The organism is Yoonia sp. BS5-3 (assembly GCF_038069655.2).
Lineage (GTDB): Bacteria > Pseudomonadota > Alphaproteobacteria > Rhodobacterales > Rhodobacteraceae > Yoonia > Yoonia phaeophyticola.
The window spans coordinates 1,540,833-1,557,344 of the sequence record NZ_CP150951.2 but is presented as its reverse complement, the minus strand read 5'-3'; the positions used below and the strand labels follow the sequence as shown (position 1 = coordinate 1,557,344).

Below are 16,512 nucleotides of genomic sequence, written 5' to 3'. Positions count from 1 at the left end.
CATTATCCTTCGCCCTGTTTTGCGGATTGGCAAGATTAATCGAACGTTAACGCTACGGAACAATATTTCCCTGCAAGTTTTTGCCTGCGTCGCGCAAGATGTCGATAAAATCGGCGGCACATCCGAAATATTTGTGCTCTGCGCCCGGCGCGACCGCTGCGCGATTCGACAAAGTCCGACGCGTCTTAGGCCTTGGCCGCGAAGGGATCATCCGGGTAGGTCACTTCGGCCAGATACAGCCCCTGCGGCGGACAAACAGGCCCGCAAGCCGCCCGGTCTTTGGCCGCAAGCGCCGCCCCGACGTCATCGGGGCGCCAGGCGCCTGCCCCGACCCGCTCAAGCGTGCCAACAAAGCTGCGCACCTGATTGTGCAAAAAAGAGCGCGCCTGCACGTCGAATTGGTATTCGACCCCATCGGGCCGCTGGATTTCGGACACTGTCAGCACATCCAGCGTCTTTTCAGGGCTTTTCGCCTGACAAATCGAGGACCGAAAGGTCGTGAAATCATGCGCCCCGATCAGTTGATCGGCCCCGGCCTGCATTGCGGCAGCATCCAGCACGTGGTTCACCCGCCACATCTGCCCTGCCTCGGATGTCAGCGGCGCACGGCGAGAGATCAACCGAAACAAATACCGGCGCTGGGTCGCATCAAACCGCGCATGCCAGTCATCGCCCACCCGCGCGCAATTCAAGATCGCCACCGGATGCGGTTTAAGATGGTAGTTCAGCGCCTCTGACAGCCGGAACGGATCCCAATCTTTGGTCAGATCGCAATGAGCCACCTGCCCTTTTGCGTGAACGCCCGCATCCGTCCGGCCCGCTGCCGCGATTGTATGTTCGCCCGGCTCTAGCTTGGCCAAGGCCGCTTCGATCGCGCCTTGCACTGACGGCTGGTCATTCTGCCGCTGCCAACCGGCAAAGGGCGCACCATGGTATTCGACAAGAAGGGCAAAACGGGGCATGCGCACCGATTAGGGGGAGCATGGCGCAAAATCAATCCCTACACATCCGCCGTCCCCGGCCCTATCTTCATCCAAAGTCAGCAAGGGGGCCTGTTTTGGTAATCGGAACAATAGCCGACCAGATCATACGCACGGTCGAGGGGGTCAGCGATACAGTGACCGCCCCTTTCAGCGAACCTGTGATCCGCCTGGGTGTCACCGGTCTTTCGCGGGCTGGCAAAACGGTGTTTATCACCTCGCTAATCGCCAACCTGATGGATCGCGGGCGCATGCCCCAGCTGGCCGCTGCGGCCAATGGCAATATCCAGACCGCCTATTTGCAGCCGCAGCCCAATGACACGATCCCCCGTTTTAACTATGAGACGCATCTGGCCCGCCTGACCGCGCCCGCGCCCAGCTGGCCTGATGGCACCCGCCAAATAAGTGAACTGCGCCTGTCCTTGCGGGTGCAACCGCGCGGGCTGATTGGTGGGTTTTCCGGCCCGCGCACTGTGCATATCGATATCATCGATTATCCCGGCGAATGGCTGCTGGATCTGGGGCTGCTGGATCAAACCTATACCGCATGGTCCGCTGCCGCACTGTCCCGGGCCGCTGGGCGGCCTGGCGGCGATGCCTATATCGCCCTGGCCCAGGAAACAGACCCCAATGCCAAGCTGGATGAGCCTGCTGCCCAAAACCTGGCCACAGCCTTCACCGCCCATCTTCAAGCCGCCCGCGAGGCCGGTTTCTCAGACTGCTCACCCGGCCGGTTTCTGCTGCCCGGCGATCTGGCCGGATCGCCTGTGCTGACATTTGCCCCGCTACTGCCGGGCAAGTACCCGCGCGGCACGCTTGGCCGTGAATTTGAGCGCCGCTTTGAAAGCTATAAGCGCAATATCATCCGGCCCTTCTTTCGGGATCACTTTGCCCGGATCGACCGGCAGATCGTGTTGATTGACGTCTTGGGTGCGATCCATGCGGGCCCAGCCGCGCTTGAAGATCTGCGCAGCGCCATGGCCCGCATCCTTGGCGCTTTTCGCCCTGGCAAGAACGCCTTTCTGACGCGCATCTTTCAGGGACGCCGGGTTGAGAAAATCCTGTTTGCCGCCACCAAAGCCGACCATTTGCATCACAGCCAACACCCGCAACTGACGGCGATCACCCAAGCCCTGCTGCGTGAAGCCAAAGACCGGGCCGATTTCGCCGGAGCCAAAACCGCAGCCATGTCCATCGCCGCCCTGCGCACCACGGTCGAAGAAACCGTTGATCATCGCGACGGCCCGCTTGATGTCGTCCGGGGGCGCCTGCTGGAAAATGGCAAACAGGCTGCATTTTACCCCGGCAAGCTGCCCAGTGATCCTGCGCATTTGCTTGCCCCTGCCCGCGACGGGTCTGAGACTTGGCTGGATGCCGATTACAGCATCATGAATTTCGCCCCCGCCCCGCTGACCCTGCGCCCCGGCGATGGGCCGCCGCATATTCGGTTGGACAAAGCTGCGCAATTTCTGCTGGGGGACCGGTTATGACAAACGGGCCTGTATTGATCGATCTGGAAGACAGCGAAGCGGCCAAGCCCGAATTGGCCCCGGCGGTTCCAGACCTGGCCGAGGCACCCCGGGCGGCCGCAATGCAGCAGGTCGCGGCGCTGGCCGCCCGTAGGCCATCGCGGCTGGCCCGCTGGTTTTGGTCTGTGGCCCTGACGCTGACCGGTTTTATCGTCTCGCTCGCTGCCTGGGACTATGTGACCGGCTTGCTGGCCCGCGCACCGTTACTGGGCGGGATCGCGACCGTTTTGATCGCTGTGCTGATGGCCATCCTGCTGATTGTGGCGCTGCGCGAACTGGCCGCCTTTGGACGATTGCGCCGGCTTGATCAGATCCAACATGACGCGGCAACAGCCCTGGCCAATAGTGATCTGCAAGCCGCCCGCCAGGTGATCAGCGCCCTGGATAAGCTTTATCGCGGCCGTGAGGACACATCCTGGGGTCGGTCTGAATTGGCATCGCGCAGCACCGAGGTTCTGGATGCGGACGGGCTGATCGGACTGGCCGAGACCAGCCTTTTGATCCCACTGGATGAGCGCGCCCAACGCGAGGTTGAAGCCGCAGCCCGGCAGGTCGCAACCGTGACTGCGATTGTCCCGCTGGCGCTGGCCGATCTGTTCACCGCCCTGACCGCCAATCTGCGCATGATCCGCCGGGTCGCCGAGATCTATGGCGGGCGGGCCGGCACGCTTGGCAGTTGGCGGTTGACCCGGTCGGTCTTGACCCATCTGGTGGCCACAGGCGCGGTTGCCGTTGGCGATGATCTGATTGGCTCTGTCGCAGGCGGCGGGGTGCTGTCCAAGGTTTCACGTCGGTTTGGCGAAGGGGTTGTGAACGGCGCATTGACCGCAAGGGTGGGCGTCGCCGCCATCGAGGTCTGCCGCCCCCTGCCCTTTCACGCCCAAAAGCGCCCGTCGGTCACCGCATTGGTCAGGCGCGCGCTAACCGGGCTTTTTGGCGGGAATTGATCGGCCCGGCCGAACTGTTCGCACCTTCCAGGGTCAGGGCCCTATCAGGTTCTTGCTGATGATGGTTCGGGTCCTAATCCTAGGCCACACCGTTACTGATCGGATGCAGCGCGCATGATCTTAGCCACGTCTTTCGCATGACCAATCGGGGCCATATGTGTGGCCGCGGGCACAACGTGATCCTGCGCGCCCTTGATACGGTCTTGCAACGCCGCGTGAATTGCCCCGATCACCGGTTGCGTTTGGCCGCCCCGGATCAGCGTGACCGGAATGTTCACATTTCCCAAACGCGCGGGCGATGTGATCCCATCTGCGTCTTCTTCGATCGCGGCCCCGGCAGCGACGATCAGATGGATCCGATCAATCAGATAACGCCGCAAAACCGGTGGGATCTGATCCCACATTGTATCGCCCCACATGTCGCTGAAGATTTGTGTGGCACGTTCTTCGTCACCTGTCAGCATCGCGCCAACAAAGGGCTGAAAGGCCCTGATATGGGCGGTATGCGCCTCGGTTCCTTTGGCGGCGGCGAAATAGACTGGCTCAATCAAGGTCAGGCGGCTGACCAGATCAGGGTGCTCTACCGCTAAGCGCAGCGCGGCCGTCGCCCCGAACGAATGCCCAATCACATGGGTGGGACCGTCGCAACATGCAGCTGCCGCCTTTGTCACCAGCTGCTGATAGTCTTCTTTCCCATCCCAATCGGCGCTTTGACCATGGCCGGGCATATCAAAAAGCGTGACCTGCCCGCCAATCGCCATCGCCAGCGGCAACAGAGATTCGTGGCGGGACAAGGCACAATGGATCATGACCGCAGGCGCGCCATCCCCTACCGTGGCTGTATGGATATGGTGGCCTGCGATTTGCAACATCAGATGTTGCCCGCCAGATAAGCGTCCAGATCATCAATCCGGTCTTCACCCCAGAAACATTCGCCTGTGTCGGTAATAAAGAACGGTGCGCCGAAGGCCCCGGCACTGACCGCATCTTCAAGATTTTTGGCGAAAGTATCGGCGCTGGTCATCATGTCTTTGTCAGCCAAAGCCGGATCAAAGCCGGTCTTTTCCAGACAATCGCGGACGACGTCATCTTGGCTGATATCACGCTCATCCGCCCAGCAGGCGGCCCCGAATGCCTTGACCAACGCGGCAACATCGCCGCCTGTATTCTGCGCCGCGATGATCGCATAGGATGAGGGCGCCCCATTCGTGGGCCAAAACGCCGGTTTCAGGTTCAGAGGCGCACCCAAGAGCTTGGACCGGCGGGCCATGTCCTGCAAACGATAGGCCTGACGGTTCGGGTGGCGGTCCTTCGGGGGCGTGCCACCAGTGCGCGCGAACAGCGCCATGATATCCAACGGCTTATAGGCGATCGTCGCGCCATGTTTCTTTGCAACCTCTGCGGGACGGGTGCCGCTGAGATAAGTGAAGGGCGAGAGTGTTGCAAAGTAGTAGTCGATATGTGCCATTTTGGACCTCTTGGGGCTGCTGAATTCTTTGCGGGACGGTAACCCTGTGCTAGCAGGTGTCAACGCCACGAATCTGTTACACCGACCGGCCTTCTGCCAGAGGACCCCCCAAATGCCTACCATGATCGAGCCAAAGCTGATTTCCGGAAATGCAAACCAGCCCCTAGCGAAAGCCGTCGCCCGTCGCATGTCCATGCATCGCGGTATGGAAGTCGGGCTATGTGATGCCCGGGTGGAGCGGTTCAACGATGGCGAGATTTTCGTCGAAGTGTTCGAAAATGTTCGCGGCGAGGACATGTATGTCGTCCAGCCCACCTCGAACCCGGCCAATGACAATCTGATGGAGCTGCTGATCATCGCCGACGCGCTGCGCCGGTCATCTGCGGCCCGGATCACAGCCGTGATCCCTTATTTCGGTTATGCCCGTCAGGATCGCCGGTCCAAGGCCCGCACCCCGATCACGGCCAAGCTGGTGTCGAATATGATCGTTGAATCAGGCATCGAACGCGTTTTGACCCTGGATTTGCACGCCACGCAGATCCAGGGTTTTTTCGATATCCCGGTCGATAACCTTTATGCCTCGCCCATTTACGCGCTGGATGCGATGCATAATTTCCGGGGGCGGATGGATCAAGTGATGGTTGTCTCGCCCGATGTGGGTGGTGTGGCCCGTGCCCGCGATCTGGCGCAACGGATCAATGCACCCCTGTCAATCGTCGACAAACGGCGCGGCAAACCCGGCGAAGTGGCGGAAATGACTGTGATCGGGGACGTGCAAGACAAGGTCTGCGTGATCGTTGATGACATTGTGGATACGGCCGGGACATTGTGCAAGGCCGCCGAAGTGCTGATGGAAAACGGCGCGAAAGAGGTGCACGCCTATATCACACACGGCGTTCTGTCCGGCCCCGCTGTGGAACGGGTATCAAATTCGGTCATGGAAAGCCTTGTCATCACCGACACGATCCAAGCGACTGAACCGGTCAAAAACTGCAAAAATATCCGGATTGTCCCGACGGCCCCCATGTTTGCCCAAGCGATCCTGAACACGTGGAACGGAACATCCGTGTCATCGCTGTTTGATCACAAGACCTTGGGGCCGATCTATGAAGGGCTTTATGCGGCCGAGTAAGCCCCCGACCGCATAACAATCGCGGTCAATAAAAAAGGAAGGTTACTTTCGCAGTCAGCGCCTCAAAAGTGGGTTCATATTCTAAAGTTCCATTTGTCGGTTTTGTCGTCGTGTTTTCGGCATTGTCGTAAATCAGTTCATATCGCAGCGTGTTGCCGCCAAGATCTTGCTGCAGACCGACGCCGACGGTAAACCCGGTATTTACGCCTGTATCTTGCTCATTAGGAGAGACTGCACCGTCGCCCGTCATAATAGTGAAACCAGCTGATGCGAAACCTTCGAAGTTACCCACAGGTATGCCTGCGAGCCCGCGAAGGCGGATCGTTGCGTTATGTGTGCAATAATATGGGTCAGTCGCGCTGTCCTCACAACTGGCGCCATTCGCTTCGAAATCGCTGCCAATTGGCAAATCTATATCCGCCTCGGCACCGAAAAACGAGGTTGGCTGATCCCACCGATAACCGACGGTTCCGCTCACACCGAAATAACTATCGGCGCTTTCTGCGGTTCCGTCCGGCTCGTTAAGGGAAGTTGCGTCGGTGTAAAAAAGTCCGCCGCCATAATAGACCCCATCAGCAGCGGCAGAATGGCCGAACAGACAGCAGATCGCGGGTACGATGATTTTAAATGGATGCATGATATTCTCCTCGTAAACAAATGAACTAGAGCCTTACCTTACGTTAACACGCAGTCTCAATGCAATTCCATCGAATATTAGTTTTTTGTCAAATAGTTAATTGATACTCGCGAGCCTAGTACAGCTCCCACCCGTCGTCATTTGGCAGCTCACCGAAGGATGTCCAGGCGACCCTGACCCGGGCGACTTGTGTATCCGCCCAGGTCCGAAAGACGATCTCAAAACCTTCAATCGTGATGTTTTCCGCCTGTACGTCGGCGCGGGTGTTGGTGTTGTTCGAAATGTCCCACATCGAGATAGACACCTGAACCACAGGGGGGGTTACAAAGGGTTCGGAAAACCGGACCGGCGCGCGCGACATGCGCGGCCCCTCGCCGCGCCACATCTGCCCATCATCTTCGAAATCAGAAAACAGAACGACATCGCCCTGATCAATGCCAACGATGCCACTGTTTAATTTACGCATGCGTATCTTGTTTATCCTCAGGCCCCCAAAGCCAATGAGTAACCTCTTACAAAATAAGTTTTGATTAACCACTCCCTGATAACTCATTAACCCAACGCGGAAAACAGTTGGTTGCCTGAAATGTCATATTTTCCAATCTATGCGGGCGTTCTTGGCGTGGCTTTATCGGCTGTTTCAGGCTGCAGTGGCGGTTCATCAGCGGGGGATGATGACCCGATTGGCGGCGGCGGTGGCGGCGGGACGGATCCTGATCCGATTGATCTACCCAGTGATCTGAATGTCGCCACGGCCGCGGAAAGCGCGGCCTATTACGACATCGTCAATACGGATTTTCCAACGGTGCGCAGCGCCGCGGTCGCGGGTGGCGGAACGCCGCTGCCAACAACCGGTACTGTGACCTATGAAGGATATATGAATCTGATTGTCGGCAACGCCACAGTGTCTGCCAATGTCATCGGCGCCGCGACCGTCCAAGCAAGCTTTGCCAGTGCAACGCTCAGTGGGTCGGCCACAGATTTCATGGGCGTCGCCATTGATGAATATGACACGACACAAGTCGCCCATTACGAGGGAACGATCACGATTGATAATGGCGATATCTTTGCCGGGACCGACGGCAGTGCTGATGTTGATTTCGACATTTCGGGCACGCTTGATAACGGGCTGAACCTGTTTGCGGTGGATGGAAATCTGGTCGGCGGCTTCAATGGTACGAACGCTGATGGGCTTTATGCGCTTGGTAGTAACACCGGGGTGCATGGCGATATTGACGCAACCATTGATGGGGCTGCCGCCACAATTGGCATCGCTACAGTTTCGGTCGTCGCCGTTCCATAAAAAACCCCGGACGATGCCGGGGCTTTTCGAAAAGATCGCGCAGAGGCGATTAGTTCTTTGTCGACAGACCAATCGTACCGCCAATGGCCACCATATCCGACAGCAGCTTTGCTGCGTCATCAACCGGGCCAGGCTCATTCTTAAAGGTCTCTTGCGCGCGGCCGTACGCAGCCTTAGCGTCAGCGATCATCTGATCATAGACCTCTTGGGTGACTTCAGCCTTGGGCAACGCCTGTTCGGCCAGAACCGAAACACCCGCAGCCGTGATTTCGGCGAATCCACCGGACACGATATATTGGTCAGACCCGCCACCATGGACCACCGTCAGAACGCCGGGGCGCAATGTGGTAATGGTCGGCGCGTGATTTGCCATGGCTGTCATATCGCCATCTGCGCCGGGGATCTGAACCTCGGTCGCCTCGACCGACGCCAGGCGGCGTTCGGGCGAGACCAGATCGAATTGTAGGTTTGCCATATCTGTTTTCCTTCACGCGTCCCGGGCTTGACCCGGGACCTCTTGGTCGAGTGCGGGGCGGAGGCCCCGGATCAAGTCCGGGGCGCGATCCGCTTAGGCGGCTTCTGCTGCCATTTTTTCGGCTTTGGCTTTCACTTCTTCGATGCCGCCAACCATGTAGAAGGCACCTTCAGGGAAGTGATCGTATTCGCCAGCTACAACCGCTTTGAACGACGCGATGGTGTCTTCGAGGGATACCTGCACACCGGGCGAGCCGGTGAAGACCTCGGCCACATCAAACGGTTGGCTTAGGAAGCGCTCGATCTTACGCGCACGCGACACGGTCAGTTTATCTTCTTCTGACAGTTCGTCCATGCCCAGGATCGCAATGATATCCTGAAGCGACTTATAGCGCTGCAGCATACTCTGAACATCCGCGGCAACCTGATAGTGCTCTTCCCCAACGATGGCTGGGTCGAGAAGGCGCGAAGACGAATCGAGCGGATCAACGGCCGGATAAATCCCTTTTTCCGAGATCGCCCGGTTCAGAACGGTTGTCGCGTCCAAGTGCGCAAACGACGTTGCAGGCGCTGGGTCGGTCAAGTCATCCGCAGGCACGTAGATCGCCTGCACGGACGTGATCGAACCGTTTTTCGTGGATGTAATCCGTTCCTGCATCGCACCCATGTCGGTGGCCAGTGTTGGCTGATAGCCCACAGCAGACGGAATACGACCCAGAAGCGCGGACACCTCGGAACCCGCCTGTGTAAAGCGGAAGATGTTATCAACGAAGAACAGAACGTCAGTCCCGGACTGGTCACGGAAGGATTCCGCCATTGTCAGACCGGACAGTGCCACACGCATACGTGCGCCTGGAGGCTCGTTCATCTGGCCGTAAACCAGGGCCACTTTGGACTTGGTCAGGTCTTCGGCGTCGATAACACCGGATTCGATGAATTCGTAGTAGAGGTCGTTCCCTTCACGGGTCCGCTCGCCCACACCGGCGAAAACCGAGTAGCCCGAGTGCACTTTCGCGATGTTGTTGATCAGCTCTTGGATCAAAACGGTTTTACCAACACCCGCACCGCCGAAGAGGCCGATTTTACCACCCTTGGCGTAAGGAGCCAGCAGGTCGATCACCTTGATGCCGGTGACCAGAACCTCAGAAGCGGTCGATTGCTGTTCGAATTCTGGAGCTTCGGCGTGGATCGAGCGGCGCTCTTTCTCGCCGATGGCGCCTTTTTCGTCCACAGGCTCGCCCACGACGTTCATGATGCGGCCCAATGTGGCGTCGCCCACGGGAACAGTGATGGTTGTGCCTTGGTCAGACACCTCTTGCCCGCGCACCAGACCCTCGGTCGAGTCCATCGCGATGGCACGAACTGTGTTCTCACCCAGGTGCTGTGCCACCTCAAGTGTCAGCTCTTTGCCGTTGTTGTCAGTGGTCAGGGCGTTCAGAATCTCAGGCAGATGGTCATCGAACTGCACGTCAACGACGGCGCCGATGATCTGCGTGACCTTACCTTTTGCGTTTGCCATTTAAGTTTCTCCGGGTCCTAGAGCGCTTCCGCGCCCGAAATAATTTCAATCAGCTCGTTGGTGATCACAGCCTGACGCGAGCGGTTGAACTCGATTGTCAGCTTGTCGATCATGTCGCCAGCGTTGCGCGTCGCGTTGTCCATGGCGGACTGGCGGGCGCCTTGTTCTGAGGCGGCGTTTTCCAGCAAAGCACTAAAGATCGCCGTGGCCACGCCCCGTGGCAGAAGGTCTGCCAGGATCTCTTCCTCGCCAGGTTCGTAGTCGTACAAGGTCGCTTCTGTGTCCTCGGCCGCTTCGAACTGGGCTGGGATGATCTGTTGCGCGGTCGGGTGCTGGGTCACAACATTTTCGAAACGCGCAAAGAAGATCGTCGCGACATCGAATTCACCCGCATCGAACCGGGCCAGAACCGCTTTGGCGATATCTTGAGCGTTCACATAGCCCACGCGCTTGACCTCGGTCAGGTCGACGTGGTCGATGAAATATTCACCCAAATCGCGTTTGATCGCGTCGCGGCCTTTTTTGCCGACGGTCACGATTTTCACGGTCTTGCCTTCGGCAATCAGCTTTTGCGCATGGCTGCGCGCCAGCTTGGCAATGTTGCCGTTAAAGCCCCCGCAGAGGCCCCGTTCGGCTGTCATTACGATCAGCAATTGCACCTGATCGCTGCCCGTACCGGACAGCAATTTAGGTGCCGTATCTGATCCGCCAACCGATGCGGCCAGCCCTGCCATCACGGCGTTAAACCGTTCTGTGTAGGGGCGTGACGCCTCGGCTGCATCCTGGGCGCGGCGCAGTTTTGCGGCCGCGACCATCTGCATGGCCTTTGTGATCTTCCGCGTGGATTTCACGCTTTCGATCCTGTTTTTTAGGTCCTTAAGACTGGGCATAAGGGTCTCCTATGTCCGGAACTCAGGCGAAGTCTTTGGCGAATGCGTCCAAAGCGGCTTTGATCTTGTCTTCGGCTTCACCTTTGATCTTTGGATCTTCCTTCGTGATGAAGTCCAGCACGTCAGAGGCGTTTGTCCGCAGATGTTTCAGCAGACCAGCTTCGAACCGGCCCACGTCTTTGACGTCGACGTTGTCCAGATAGCCTTTGGTGCCCGCATAGATCACGCAGACGATTTCTGCGTTGGTCAGTGGTGCGTACTGAGGCTGTTTCATCAGCTCGGTCAGGCGCGCACCGCGGTTCAGCAGGGCCTGTGTCGCGGCGTCCAGATCGGAACCGAACTGCGCAAAGGCGGCCATTTCGCGGTACTGCGCCAGTTCCAGCTTCACTGGACCCGCAACAGATTTCATCGAATTGGTCTGGGCAGCTGACCCAACCCGCGACACCGACAGACCGGTGTTCACCGCAGGGCGGATACCCTGGTAGAACAGTTCCGTTTCCAGGAAGATCTGACCATCGGTAATAGAGATCACGTTTGTCGGAATAAAGGCCGACACGTCACCACCTTGGGTTTCGATGATCGGCAGCGCGGTCAAAGACCCTGCGCCATTGTCTTCGTTCAGCTTGGCCGAACGCTCCAGCAGACGAGAGTGCAGGTAGAAAACGTCACCTGGGTAAGCTTCACGCCCTGGTGGGCGGCGCAGCAGCAAGGACATCTGACGATAAGACACAGCCTGCTTGGACAGGTCATCATAGATGATCAGCGCGTGACGGCCGTTATCGCGGAAGTGCTCAGCCATCGCAGTCGCCGCATAAGGGGCAAGGAACTGCATCGGTGCTGGGTCAGAGGCCGTCGCCGCCACAACGATCGAATATTCAATCGCGCCGGATTCTTCGAGCTTTTTCACCAGCTGCGCAACGGTCGAGCGCTTTTGCCCAACAGCCACGTAAACGCAGTAGAGCTTGTCATACTCGTTTTCAGCAGCATCGTTGTAGGATTTCTGGTTCAGGATCGTATCTAGCGCCACAGCAGTTTTACCTGTCTGGCGGTCACCAATGATCAGCTCACGCTGGCCACGGCCGATTGGGATCATCGCGTCAACGGATTTCAGGCCGGTCGCCATCGGCTCGTGCACCGATTTACGGGGGATGATGCCAGGGGCCTTGCTGTCTGCAACGGCGCGGCTTTTCGTCTTGATCGGACCTTTGCCGTCCAGCGGATTGCCCAGACCGTCAACAACGCGGCCCAGCAGTTCGTCACCGACAGGCACGTCAACGATGGACTTGGTGCGCTTAACGGTGTCGCCTTCTTTAATGTCACGGTCGGAACCAAAGATAACAACACCGACGTTGTCAGCTTCCAGGTTCAAAGCCATCCCGCGGATACCGCCTGGGAATTCGACCATTTCACCGGCCTGCACATTGTCCAGGCCGTAAACGCGGGCGATACCGTCGCCGACGCTCAGTACCCGGCCAACCTCGGCCACTTCGGCTTCCTGACCGAAGTTTTTGATCTGGTCCTTCAGGATCGCAGAGATTTCAGACGCTTGGATCGCCATTTATCCGACCTCTTTCATAGTGTTCTGGAGTGCGTTGAGCTTGGAGGCGATCGACGTGTCGATCATCTTTGAGCCCACTTTAACAATAAGACCGCCAATGATTGATGCATCGACGGTTTCTTTGATGGTGACAGATTTGCCCACTTGGGCTTTGAGTGTTTTGGCTAGCTTCTCGGCTTGCGCTTTGGTCAATTTCTTGGCCGTCGTGACTTCGGCAGTCACTTCGCCGCGTTCATCAGCCAACATGCCTTCAAGCACGTTCAGAAGCTGTGGCAACACAAACAAGCGGCGCTTTGCAGCAAGCAGGGCCAGTACGTTGCTTGTGGTGTCTGATAGCTTCATTTTCTTCGCGATCGCTGTGATCGCAGCTGACTGTTCGTCCCGGCTGTAAAGCGGTGAAGTCAGCAAAGTGCGCAGATCGGCACTGTCGGTCATTGCCGCATCAAGCGCAGCAACATCTGTTTCAAGGGATTTGATCGCCTTGCCTTCCTTGGCGAGGTCGAACACGGCAGTCGCATAACGCGCAGCGATGCCTGTTGAAATACCAGCTGTTTCGGACACGTGTCGCCTTCCGATGTCTTTGGTCCAGACCCGCGACACCCCTCGTCCGTGGGGCAGCGAATGGACAAGTTGTTTTGCTCCCGCGTTAACAAGAGCTAAAAATCTCGGCGGATGTAGCAGAGGTGGTATTATGCCGCAAGCACTCTGCAAGAAGAATCCGCTGCGATAACCCGCATATGGTACAGGGGGCCGGTTTGGCCACCTTATTTACCTAAATCGGATCAGAAAAATGTGTCATGTGCATAAATAATAGAAAAAGGCGCGCGATCATTTCCAGATCGCGCGCCTCAGCGGTCGAATCGTTGTCACAGCGCCTACCAAAGCCCCACGTCACGATGCGCCCGTCTGCGCCAATATGCCGCCTCACGCTCATGATTGCTTGGCCCGCGACGTGGGTTGCCCGATGTCCAATGATCGGGCGCATCCCAGTCTTTCGGTCCCTTGCTGCGTACAAATGCGTCTGCGAGTATTGTTAGCATGGCTTTTCCTTTCTCGATGCTGATGAAAAGAAATTAAAGCACTTGATGCGCCGATGCGAGTTTGTATGATTTTATATATGTTAGCTGAACTATCATATGAACTGGCGTGATATCCCATCGCTAGCCGCTTTGCGCGCTTTTGAGGTTGCCGCCAGGACCGGCTCATATTCCGCCGCCGCGCAGGAATTGAACGTCACACATGCCGCCATTGCGCAGCATGTACGCGCGGTTGAGGCGCATTTGGACACGATTCTGATGCTGCGAGACGGACGTGCGATGAAGCCAACGGAAACCGGCGCGGCCCTCGCCGCTGAGCTTTCCGCAGGCTTTCGCCAAATTGTGGAAGGGGTCAAGGCAATCAACGAGGACGTTGATGCGCGCCCTCTTTCGGTTTCTGTGACACCCAGCTTTGCCGACAATTGGCTGATGCCCCGCTTGACCCGATTCTGGGCCGAACATCCCGGATTCTCACTGTCGGTCAGTCCCAGTATGGATCTGGTTGATCTTCGCCGGGATGGATTCGATATGGCGATCCGTTATGGCCGGGGGGATTGGCCGGATGTTACGGCAACCCATCTTGTTGCTGCAAACTATACCGTTGTCGCCGCCCCGGATCTGGTCAAAGGCAGAACGATCAAGGCGCTCAGTGATCTTTACGACCTGCCTTGGCTGTTTACGTCCAAGGACAGTGAAGCACAGAAATGGGTGACAGAATCGGGGTTCGATATGGCCTGCTGTCAGGCCAACACGGTCGCAACCGGCAGCATGCTTTTGGCGGGTGCGCGCGCCGGGGGCGGTGTCGCGGTGATTGCCGGCGCGCTGATTGAAGATGACCTGGCTACCGGACGGCTTGTGGCGCTGATGCGCGCCCAGCATGAAGAGCTGGGCTATTACATCATCCATCGTCCCGGCATCCTGTCCGAGCGGGCCAAGATCCTTAAATCATGGCTGCTAAAAAACGCTCAGGGCTAGAACAAATCCTGCCAGGCGGTGCCATCATAACAACGCAACTTTGCAGCGGTCGCATCAAAATAGACATCTCCGGCGGCAGGGCTTGCGGGGGCAGCCGTCGGATTGAGATGCAAAACCTGATCAATCTGCACATGCCCTGTGGCCGCAGCCACAGTCACGCCCGTAAACCAGGCTGACCCATCTGCCGAGACCTTGATGCTGAAATCATCATTGCCTGCCAGCCCCATTTCGGCCCGGCCTGAAAAGCCACTTTGATAAAGAAGCGACGCCGTATCAGCCGCCGTGGCCTTGTTGATCTTAACCTGATGGCCAGCCCCATCATTATTCAGCAAGGTCGCGGGGGCATTCACGCTGAGCCGGTTGGTCGCGTCGGCGGTCGCGTTGATGCCGACGCTGGGCAGGTTCTGAAAGTCTTCCTCGCCCTGCGTGACCCAAGCCCCGCCCGTAAAGGCCTGAATTTCAGCCACATCGCGCACCCAGGCGCGCCAGCCATCTTGCGGCGCAACAAACAGCCAACCGCCGCCGCGCCAAGCTGCAATCTGGCCGTCCTGCCCGGCCCAATCACCCGTTGCGCCTGCGCTGACGGCCCAGGCTTGTCCTTCGGCGGGGCTCGCTGGGGGTGTGGTCAGATCGGCAGATTCGAAGGTCAGCTGCACGATCATATCAAGCAGCTCGATCGCCTCATTATGAGTCACGTGCTTTTGGGCCTGCGACGGCATGATATAGGGCATGGACAGATTGGGGGTTTGGTCTGACATGGGAATGGCACCTTCCGCGAAAAATGAAATCGCGCGCAGTATTTCGCCATCAAACTCAACGATCCCTTCAATCACCGCACGATGGTTAATACAACGTAAAGGTTTCGACGGCACGAACACCGACGGAAGGTGTCCAAAACGTTAATTCGGTGGCATAAGAAGCGAAACAGCGAGGGGTTGCATGACAAAACGGGCGTTAATCACAGGTGTGACCGGGCAAGACGGCTCTTATCTGGCGGAACTTTTGCTGGAGAAAGGGTATGAGGTACACGGGATCAAGCGGCGCGCCTCACTTTTCAATACCGACCGGGTCGATCACATCTATGAAGACCCGCAAACCGACAACGCCCGGTTTGTTCTGCATTATGGTGATCTTGGCGATGCGTCGAACCTGACGCGTATCCTGGCCGATGTCGCGCCCGATGAAGTCTATAATCTTGGCGCTCAGTCGCATGTGGCGGTTAGCTTTGAAGCCCCTGAATACACCGCAGATGTGGACGCGCTCGGAACGTTGCGGCTGCTTGAGGCGATCCGCTTTCTGAAGCTGCATGACAAGACGCGGTTTTATCAGGCCTCAACTTCGGAACTTTACGGACTGGTACAAGAAACGCCGCAGACCGAAACAACCCCGTTTCATCCACGCAGCCCCTATGCCGTCGCTAAACTATATGCGTTTTGGACCTGCGTGAATCATCGGGAAGCCTATGGAATGTATGCCTGCAACGGCATCTTGTTTAATCATGAAAGCCCCCGGCGGGGCGAAACCTTTGTGACCCGCAAGATCACCCGCGGGCTTGCCCATATCGCCATGGGGCTTGAAGACTGTCTTTACATGGGCAACATCGATGCCCTGCGCGATTGGGGGCACGCCAAGGATTATGTGCGTATGCAATGGATGATGCTCCAACAAGACAGGCCGGATGATTATGTGATTGCCACGGGTAAACAGCATTCAGTGCGGGATTTCATCATATGGTCAGCGGCTGAGCTGGGAATGACCCTGGAATTCAGCGGCAGCGGCGTTGATGAAATCGCAACCGTCGCGCATGTAAATGGCAATCTTGCGCCAGCGGTCAAACCGGGCGATGTAGTGATGCGGATCGATCCGCGCTATTTCCGGCCCGCAGAGGTGGAAACATTGCTGGGCGATCCGACAAAAGCCAAGAAAGAGCTCGGCTGGACCCCAGAGATTACCGCGCAAGAGATGTGTGCCGAAATGGTCGCCACCGATCTACAAGCCGCCCAGCGCCAGGCCCTGTTGAAAGAACATGGGATGAGTCAACCGATTTCAATCGAGGCATAGCT

The 16,512-nt window shown here is 57.6% G+C and carries 18 protein-coding genes; 6 read left to right on the top strand and 12 right to left on the bottom strand.

Annotated features, from left to right (window positions below; translation table 11 throughout):
• Positions 1-185 precede the first annotated feature (185 nt).
• A complete protein-coding gene (gene truA / locus AABB29_RS07940) occupies positions 186-962 on the bottom strand; it encodes a tRNA pseudouridine(38-40) synthase TruA (RefSeq protein WP_341367448.1) in 777 nt (258 codons plus the stop codon).
• A 95-nt stretch (positions 963-1,057) separates the two neighbouring features.
• On the opposite strand from truA, the gene AABB29_RS07935 reads away from it, so the two are divergent.
• Both AABB29_RS07935 and AABB29_RS07930 read left to right on the top strand, forming a co-directional pair.
• Positions 1,058-2,470 carry a YcjX family protein gene (locus tag AABB29_RS07935; RefSeq protein ID WP_341367449.1) on the top strand — a complete coding sequence of 471 codons (1,413 nt, stop codon included), beginning with the start codon at positions 1,058-1,060 and terminating at the stop codon, positions 2,468-2,470.
• Positions 2,467-3,456 carry a TIGR01620 family protein gene (locus AABB29_RS07930; RefSeq protein WP_341367450.1) on the top strand — a complete coding sequence of 330 codons (990 nt, stop codon included), beginning with the start codon at positions 2,467-2,469 and terminating at the stop codon, positions 3,454-3,456. Before AABB29_RS07935 ends, AABB29_RS07930 begins: the two co-directional genes overlap by 4 nt.
• Positions 3,457-3,548: 92 nt before the next feature.
• On the opposite strand, the gene AABB29_RS07925 is transcribed toward AABB29_RS07930, so the two are convergent.
• Both AABB29_RS07925 and AABB29_RS07920 read right to left on the bottom strand, forming a co-directional pair.
• Positions 3,549-4,328, bottom strand: a complete 780-nt coding sequence (locus AABB29_RS07925; RefSeq protein ID WP_341367451.1) for an alpha/beta hydrolase — start codon at positions 4,326-4,328, stop codon at positions 3,549-3,551.
• The gene (locus AABB29_RS07920) at positions 4,328-4,924 is read right to left on the bottom strand and encodes a 2-hydroxychromene-2-carboxylate isomerase (RefSeq protein WP_341367452.1); all 597 of its coding nucleotides are present in this window, start codon (positions 4,922-4,924) and stop codon (positions 4,328-4,330) included. The genes AABB29_RS07925 and AABB29_RS07920 overlap by 1 nt, the downstream gene beginning before the upstream one ends.
• A 112-nt stretch (positions 4,925-5,036) precedes the next feature.
• Between AABB29_RS07920 and AABB29_RS07915 the strand changes: the two genes are divergently transcribed.
• Positions 5,037-6,056 (top strand): ribose-phosphate pyrophosphokinase, encoded by a 1,020-nt coding sequence (locus tag AABB29_RS07915; protein ID WP_341367453.1) that lies wholly within the window; start codon positions 5,037-5,039, stop codon positions 6,054-6,056.
• A 25-nt stretch (positions 6,057-6,081) separates the two neighbouring features.
• Here the strand turns inward: AABB29_RS07915 and AABB29_RS07910 are convergent, their stop codons facing one another.
• Both AABB29_RS07910 and AABB29_RS07905 read right to left on the bottom strand, forming a co-directional pair.
• Positions 6,082-6,693 carry a hypothetical protein gene (locus tag AABB29_RS07910; protein ID WP_341367454.1) on the bottom strand — a complete coding sequence of 204 codons (612 nt, stop codon included), beginning with the start codon at positions 6,691-6,693 and terminating at the stop codon, positions 6,082-6,084.
• A gap of 115 nt (positions 6,694-6,808) precedes the next feature.
• On the bottom strand, positions 6,809-7,159 hold the full coding sequence (locus AABB29_RS07905) for an H-type lectin domain-containing protein (protein ID WP_373636866.1): 351 nt from the start codon (positions 7,157-7,159) through the stop codon (positions 6,809-6,811).
• A 120-nt stretch (positions 7,160-7,279) separates the two neighbouring features.
• Between AABB29_RS07905 and AABB29_RS07900 the strand changes: the two genes are divergently transcribed.
• A complete protein-coding gene (locus AABB29_RS07900; protein ID WP_341367455.1) occupies positions 7,280-7,996 on the top strand; it encodes a hypothetical protein in 717 nt (238 codons plus the stop codon).
• Between the two features lie 49 nt (positions 7,997-8,045).
• Here the strand turns inward: AABB29_RS07900 and AABB29_RS07895 are convergent, their stop codons facing one another.
• From AABB29_RS07895 to AABB29_RS07870, 6 genes are all read right to left on the bottom strand, one after another.
• The gene (locus AABB29_RS07895) at positions 8,046-8,471 is read right to left on the bottom strand and encodes a F0F1 ATP synthase subunit epsilon (RefSeq protein ID WP_341367456.1); all 426 of its coding nucleotides are present in this window, start codon (positions 8,469-8,471) and stop codon (positions 8,046-8,048) included.
• Between the two features lie 93 nt (positions 8,472-8,564).
• Entirely contained in the window at positions 8,565-9,989 is a 1,425-nt protein-coding gene (gene atpD / locus AABB29_RS07890) for a F0F1 ATP synthase subunit beta (protein ID WP_341367457.1), read from the bottom strand.
• A gap of 17 nt (positions 9,990-10,006) precedes the next feature.
• Complete coding sequence (locus AABB29_RS07885) at positions 10,007-10,879, bottom strand: F0F1 ATP synthase subunit gamma (RefSeq protein ID WP_341367458.1); 873 nt, start codon at positions 10,877-10,879, stop codon at positions 10,007-10,009.
• A 22-nt stretch (positions 10,880-10,901) separates the two neighbouring features.
• Complete coding sequence (atpA, locus tag AABB29_RS07880) at positions 10,902-12,437, bottom strand: F0F1 ATP synthase subunit alpha (RefSeq protein ID WP_341367459.1); 1,536 nt, start codon at positions 12,435-12,437, stop codon at positions 10,902-10,904.
• Positions 12,438-12,998: a F0F1 ATP synthase subunit delta gene (locus AABB29_RS07875; RefSeq protein ID WP_341367460.1), complete on the bottom strand. Its 561-nt coding sequence runs from the start codon at positions 12,996-12,998 to the stop codon at positions 12,438-12,440. It abuts the gene before it with no gap.
• Between the two features lie 314 nt (positions 12,999-13,312).
• Positions 13,313-13,477 carry a hypothetical protein gene (locus AABB29_RS07870; protein WP_341367461.1) on the bottom strand — a complete coding sequence of 55 codons (165 nt, stop codon included), beginning with the start codon at positions 13,475-13,477 and terminating at the stop codon, positions 13,313-13,315.
• Between the two features lie 96 nt (positions 13,478-13,573).
• On the opposite strand from AABB29_RS07870, the gene AABB29_RS07865 reads away from it, so the two are divergent.
• Positions 13,574-14,449 (top strand): LysR family transcriptional regulator, encoded by an 876-nt coding sequence (locus tag AABB29_RS07865; protein ID WP_341367462.1) that lies wholly within the window; start codon positions 13,574-13,576, stop codon positions 14,447-14,449.
• On the opposite strand, the gene AABB29_RS07860 is transcribed toward AABB29_RS07865, so the two are convergent.
• The gene (locus AABB29_RS07860) at positions 14,446-15,207 is read right to left on the bottom strand and encodes a DUF2793 domain-containing protein (RefSeq protein ID WP_341367463.1); all 762 of its coding nucleotides are present in this window, start codon (positions 15,205-15,207) and stop codon (positions 14,446-14,448) included. The two genes, AABB29_RS07865 and AABB29_RS07860, sit on opposite strands and share 4 nt — an antisense overlap.
• A gap of 181 nt (positions 15,208-15,388) precedes the next feature.
• Here AABB29_RS07860 and gmd point away from each other — a divergent pair, with 181 nt between their 5' ends.
• Positions 15,389-16,510, top strand: coding sequence for a GDP-mannose 4,6-dehydratase (gene gmd, locus AABB29_RS07855; RefSeq protein ID WP_373636865.1), 1,122 nt, complete (start codon positions 15,389-15,391; stop codon positions 16,508-16,510).
• Positions 16,511-16,512: the final 2 nt, after the last annotated feature.